Origin of the sequence: Mycobacterium sp. (assembly GCF_035499775.1) — a bacterium.
GTDB lineage: Bacteria > Actinomycetota > Actinomycetes > Mycobacteriales > Mycobacteriaceae > Mycobacterium.
The window spans coordinates 1-6,078 of sequence record NZ_DATJYB010000234.1; the positions used below are offsets into that span (position 1 = coordinate 1).

4 protein-coding genes and 2 pseudogenes are annotated in these 6,078 nt (G+C 68.7%); all 6 read left to right on the top strand.

Translation table 11 applies throughout. The annotated features are described in order from the left end of the window. Positions 1-1,552 (top strand): annotated as a pseudogene (locus tag VML93_RS15600) (cyclase); the annotation flags it as partial. Between the two features lie 169 nt (positions 1,553-1,721). Then, positions 1,722-2,354: a tRNA (adenosine(37)-N6)-threonylcarbamoyltransferase complex dimerization subunit type 1 TsaB gene (tsaB, locus tag VML93_RS15605; RefSeq protein WP_325611962.1), complete on the top strand. Its 633-nt coding sequence runs from the start codon at positions 1,722-1,724 to the stop codon at positions 2,352-2,354. Further along, positions 2,351-2,845, top strand: coding sequence for a ribosomal protein S18-alanine N-acetyltransferase (gene rimI / locus VML93_RS15610; protein WP_325611958.1), 495 nt, complete (start codon positions 2,351-2,353; stop codon positions 2,843-2,845). Before tsaB ends, rimI begins: the two co-directional genes overlap by 4 nt. Continuing rightward, a complete protein-coding gene (gene tsaD / locus VML93_RS15615; protein ID WP_325611959.1) occupies positions 2,842-3,876 on the top strand; it encodes a tRNA (adenosine(37)-N6)-threonylcarbamoyltransferase complex transferase subunit TsaD in 1,035 nt (344 codons plus the stop codon). Before rimI ends, tsaD begins: the two co-directional genes overlap by 4 nt. 259 nt (positions 3,877-4,135) lie before the next feature. Then, the gene (groES, locus tag VML93_RS15620) at positions 4,136-4,438 is read left to right on the top strand and encodes a co-chaperone GroES (protein ID WP_065156784.1); all 303 of its coding nucleotides are present in this window, start codon (positions 4,136-4,138) and stop codon (positions 4,436-4,438) included. Positions 4,439-4,525: 87 nt separating this feature from the next. Next, a pseudogene (groL, locus tag VML93_RS15625) lies at positions 4,526-6,078 on the top strand (chaperonin GroEL); the annotation flags it as partial.

A 6,078-nucleotide genomic window follows, 5' to 3' on the forward strand; every position in this document is an offset into this window, starting at 1 on the left:
AGAACTACTCGCCGCTCTGGACATCGATGCGGTGGTCGACGAGTTACTCGACGCGGAGCTGATCGATCAGGTGCGGTTCACCCCCAGCCCCGAATACGCCTTCTGCCACCCGCTGATCCGGCAGGTGGCCTACGAGTCGCAGCTGAAGTCCGATCGCGCCGAATGGCACCGGCGCGTCGCGGCCGCGGTCGAATCACGTGACCCGGCTGCGGCCGACGAAAATGCCGCCTTGATTGCCGAACACGTGCAGGCCGCCGGCGAGTTGCACGCCGCGTATGGCTGGCATATGCGCGCCGCGACGTGGGCGACCTACCGCGACATCGCCGCGGCGCGACTGAGTTGGGAGCGCGCCCAAAAGATCGCCGACGCACTGCCCGCCGAGGACCCCAACAAGACAGCCATGCGCATCGCCCCGCGCACCATGCTCTGCGCGAACGCCTGGCGCATCCATCTGAGCGTGGCAGGTACCCGCTTCGAGGAACTGCGGCAGTTGTGCACCGCCGCCGGGGACAAGGCGTCCCTGACCATTGCCATGGCGGGGCTGGTGGCTGATCACGCCTATCAGGACCGGGTGGGCGAGGCGTCGCGGCTGGCCTCTGAAGCCTGGGACCTCGCCGAGTCGCTCGGCGATCCGACCCTGACGGTGGGGCTGTCCCTCGCGGCGATCTACGCCAAGTTCGAAAGTGGTGAGTTGTCTGACGTGCTGCGGTGGTCGCAGCGGGTCATCGACCTGGCCGACGGTGATCCGTCTAAAGGGAACTTCATGATCGGGTCTCCGTTAGCGGTCGCCTTCGCGACGCGGGCTCTTGCCCGGTATTGCCTGGGTCGTCCTGGATGGCGCGACGACCTGCGGCACGGCCTGGCCATGGCCCGCAGCGCCGACCCTGCTTCCTACGCCGTGGTTATCGGCTACGTCTACTGGCCGGGAATCCCGGCTGGCGTGCTTGCCGCCGATGATCGCGTGGTGCGCGAGATCGAGGATGCCCTACGAATTGCCGAACGATCCAGTGACGACGTCGCGGTGGCCCAAGCCCAGGGAGCGCTGGGCGCTGCGCTGGTGCACCGCCAAGCGGCTGCCGAGTGTGCTCGCGGACAGCAGCTGCTGGCCGAGGCTGGCGACGCGTTCTTGCGCGGGGGACACAACCTGGCCGATTTGTCGGGCTTCAATGTCTACTCGGCGCGTGAGAGGGCCCGGCGTGGCGATCGTGACGGCGCGATACCGCTCATGTTCGCCGCCGTGGACCATCTGTTCCGGGAGGGACACCTGCTGTGGTGGAGCGTTCCGGCGACCGGTGTTCTGGTGGAGACACTGGTCGAACGCGACGCCGAAGACGACCTGGCCGAGGCCGAAGCCGCGATCGAGCGGTTAGCCGCCGCGCCGGCCGAAGAGGGTCTGGCGATACGCGAGGTCTGGCTGCTGCGGCTGTGGGCTCTCCTGGCGCGGGCTCACGGTGACGAGGCCCGCTATCGCCAACACCGGGATCGCTACGGCGACATGGCGAAATCCCTTGGCTTCGAAGGGCATATCGCGTGGGCCGAGGCAATGCCATGACGACGGTCGCTTCTCCGACCAGCCATGGGGAACAGCGGAGGTGGCATGCTATGGGCGGGCTCTGTCGGCATCGCATCATGCGACGACGTGCCCACCGGAGCTTAAGGTCGCAATAGTGCGAGGGTTTCCCGTTGGAGTATGAGGTTGGAAAGTGCCTGAAGTGGGGTTCGTGAGCCCCGGAAAATTGGTTCTCGCCCTCGACACCGCCACTCCGGCCGTCACCGCGGGCGTCGTGCGCGTCAACGATCTCGCCGTGCTGGCCCAGCGGGTTACCGTCGACGCCCGTGCCCACGCCGAGCGGCTCACGCCCAACGTGCTGGCCGCGCTTGCCGACGCCGCGCTGACGATGGCCGACCTCGACGCGGTCGTGGTGGGCTGTGGTCCCGGCCCGTTCACCGGACTTCGGGCGGGAATGGCGACGGCCGCCGCATACGGCCACGCGCTGGGCATCCCGGTACACGGTGTGTGCAGCCTCGACGCCATCGGCGGGCAAACCACCGGCGACACGCTGGTGGTCACCGACGCCCGCCGCCGAGAGGTCTACTGGGCGCGCTACCGCGACGGCGTCCGCACCGACGGTCCCGCGGTGAACGCGCCGGCCGACGTCGACCCCGGCCCGGCGCGCGCGGTTGCCGGTTCGCCAGAGCACGCGGCGCTGTTCGGTCTGCCGGTGTGTGAGCCGGTCTGCCCGACGCCGGCCGGTCTGGTGCGTGCGGTGACGGACTGGTCGGAAAGCCCCGCGCCGCTGGTCGCGCTGTACTTGCGCCGGCCGGACGCCAAGCCGATGGCCGCACCCCGATGAGCAGCGCCGGCGAGCCCGTCGTCTTCGGGGCGTTGGCACCCGGCGACGCCGGCCGGTGCGCCGAGCTGGAAGCCCAGTTGTTCGACGGCGACGACCCGTGGCCGGCGGTGGTGTTCAACCGTGAGCTGGCCGGCAAGCACAACCACTACGTGTGCGCGCGCAGCAGTGCGGGCCTGCTGATCGGCTACGCCGGCATTTCGCGGCTGGGCCGCAAAGCGCCGTTCGAGTACGAAGTGCACACCATCGGCGTGGACCCCGCCTACCAGGGACAGGGCATCGGCCGTCGGCTGCTCAATGACCTGCTGGAGTTCGCCGACGGCGGTGTCGTCTATCTGGAGGTCCGCACCGACAACGAGGCGGCACTGGGGTTGTATCGCAGTGTGGGATTCGAACAGGTCGGCCTGCGCCGGCGCTACTACCGGATCAGCGGTGCCGATGCCTACACCATGCGGCGGGTGGGGGCACCTCCCGCTTGCGGGGGAGCCCTATGAAGAACATCCTGGCCATCGAAACCTCTTGCGACGAAACCGGAGTCGGCATTGCGCGGCTCGACACCGACGGGACCGTGACCCTGTTGGCCGACGAGGTGTCGTCCAGCGTCGACGAGCATGTCCGGTTCGGTGGCGTCGTCCCCGAGATCGCCTCCCGGGCGCACCTGGAAGCACTGGGTCCTGCGATGCGGCGCGCGCTGCAGGCGGCCGGTCTGCAAAAGCCCGACATCGTCGCCGCGACCATCGGGCCCGGACTGGCCGGTGCCCTGCTGGTGGGAGTGGCCGCCGCCAAGGCGTATTCGGCCGCCTGGGGAGTGCCGTTCTATGCCGTGAACCATCTGGGCGGGCACCTGGCCGCCGACGTGTACGAACACGGGCCGCTGCCCGAGTGTGTGGCGCTGCTCGTGTCCGGCGGTCATACTCACCTGTTGCACGTGCGCTCGCTCGGCGAGCCGATCGTCGAGCTGGGCAGCACCGTGGACGACGCCGCCGGCGAGGCTTACGACAAGGTGGCGCGGCTGCTGGGCCTGGGGTATCCGGGCGGCAAGGTGCTCGACGACCTGGCCCGCACCGGTGACCGGAATGCCGTCACGTTCCCGCGCGGCATGACCGGCCCGGCCGACGACCCGTACGCGTTCAGCTTCTCCGGGCTCAAGACGGCGGTCGCGCGGTATCTGGAAAGCCGCGCAAGCAACCCGGACTTCCGGCCCGCCGATGTCGCGGCCGGCTTCCAGGAGGCCGTCGCCGACGTGCTGACCCGCAAGGCGGTGCGCGCCGCCACCGAACTCGGCGTGTCGACCCTGCTGATCGCGGGGGGAGTGGCCGCCAACTCTCGGCTGCGGGAGTTGGCCACCCAACGCTGCGCCGAGGCGGGCCTTTCGCTGCGGATCCCCAGGCCACGGCTCTGCACCGACAACGGGGCGATGATCGCCTCGTTCGCCGCGCACCTGGTCGCCGCGGGCGCGCCACCCTCGCCACTCGAGGCGCCGAGTGACCCGGGTATGCCCGTAGTGAAAAGCCGCGTCGGCTGACTTTCACGGGGTAGCCTTGAGTGCTAGCACTCGCGTGTATAGAGTGCTAGGTGGCAATCGGACGAGCCCTGTGGCCGGCACCCGCGACGACGGCGTTAGGACCCGGACGAATGCCGAATCACCTGGTAATTCGGACGGTTCGGGGCATGCCCCGGACCGACCGCCAAACTCTGGCCGGGGCAGCCGCCCCGGACCCGAGATCGACACATGTCCGGGGCGAGGGCCCCGGACCCGATCTAACTAGTGGAGGGCTCCAATCGTGGCGAAGGTGAACATCAAGCCACTCGAGGACAAGATTCTCGTACAGGCCAACGAGGCCGAGACCACGACCGCGTCCGGTCTGGTCATTCCTGACACCGCCAAGGAGAAGCCCCAAGAGGGCACCGTCGTCGCAGTCGGCCCCGGCCGGTGGGACGAGGACGGCGAGAAGCGGATCCCGCTGGACGTGGCAGAGGGCGACACCGTCATCTACAGCAAGTACGGCGGCACCGAGATCAAGTACGGCGGCGAGGAATACCTGATTCTGTCGGCGCGCGACGTGCTGGCTGTCGTCAACAAGTAAAGACCGTGTTCCGCCCCGGCGATCCCCGCGTTCAAGTGCGGGTGATTTCCGGGGCGGCATGCGTAATTGGGTGGGCGAAGGAGCCTGATGAGCAAGCTTATTGAGTACGACGAAACTGCGCGCCGTGCCATGGAGGCGGGCGTGAACAAGCTCGCCGACACGGTACGGGTGACGCTGGGGCCCCGCGGTCGGCATGTGGTGCTGGCCAAGTCTTTCGGCGGGCCCACGATCACCAACGACGGCGTCACCGTCGCGCGTGAGATCGACCTAGAAGACCCGTTCGAGAACCTGGGCGCGCAGCTGGTGAAGTCGGTGGCCACCTAGACCAACGACGTCGCCGGTGACGGCACCACCACCGCGACGGTGTTGGCGCAAGCGCTGGTCAAGGGCGGTCTGCGCCTGGTTGCGGCCGGGGTCAACCCGATCGCGCTGGGCTCGGGAATCAGCAAGGCCGCCGACGCGGTGTCCGAGGCGCTGCTCGCGGCGGCGACCCCGGTCTCCGACAAGGACGCCATCGCGCAGGTGGCGACGGTCTCGTCACGCGACCCGCAGATCGGCGCGCTGGTCGGTGAGGCCATGAGCAAGGTCGGGGCCGACGGCGTCGTCAGCGTCGAAGAATCCTCGACGCTGGGCACCGAGCTGGAGTTCACCGAGGGCGTCGGCTTCGACAAGGGTTTCCTGTCGGCGTATTTCGTGACCGACTTCGACTCCCAGGAAGCCGTGCTGGAGGACCCGCTGATCCTGCTGCACCAGGACAAGATCAGTTCGCTGCCCGACCTGCTGCCGTTGCTGGAGAAGGTCGCCGAATCGGGTAAGCCGCTGGTGATCATCGCCGAGGACGTCGAGGGTGAGGCCCTGGCGACGCTGGTCGTCAACTCCATCCGCAAGACGCTGAAAGCCGTTGCGGTCAAGTCGCCGTACTTCGGCGACCGGCGCAAGGCGTTCCTGCAGGACCTGGCGGTGGTGACCGGCGGTGAGGTGGTCAACCCCGACGCCGGTCTGCTGTTGCGCGAGGTGGGCATGGAGGTGATGGGCTCGGCGCGACGCGTCGTGGTCACCAAGGACGACACCATCGTGGTCGACGGCGGTGGCTCGGCCGATGCGGTCGCCAACCGGATCAAGCACCTGCGCGCCGAGATCGAGAACAGCGACTCGGAGTGGGATCGCGAGAAGCTGGGCGAGCGGCTGGCCAAGCTGGCCGGCGGGGTGGCCGTCATCCAGGTGGGTGCGGCTACCGAGACCGCTCTCAAGGAGCGCAAGGAGAGCGTCGAGGATGCCGTCGCGGCGGCCAAGGCCGCCGTCGAGGAGGGCATCGTCGCGGGCGGTGGAACGGCGCTCATCCAGGCCGGCAAGGGGCTGAAGGAGCTGCGTGCGTCGCTGAAGGGGGACGAGGCCCTGGGCGTCGACGTGTTCTCCGAAGCTCTCGACGCGCCGCTGTACTGGATCGCCACCAACGCCGGACTGGACGGCGCGGTCGCGGTCCACAAGGTCAGCGAGCTGCCGGCCGGGCAGGGGTTGAACGCCGACACGTTGAAGTACGGCGATTTGGTCGCCGACGGCGTCATCGACCCGGTCAAGGTCACCAGGTCGGCGGTGCTCAACGCGGCGTCGGTGGCCCGGATGGTGCTCACCACCGAGAC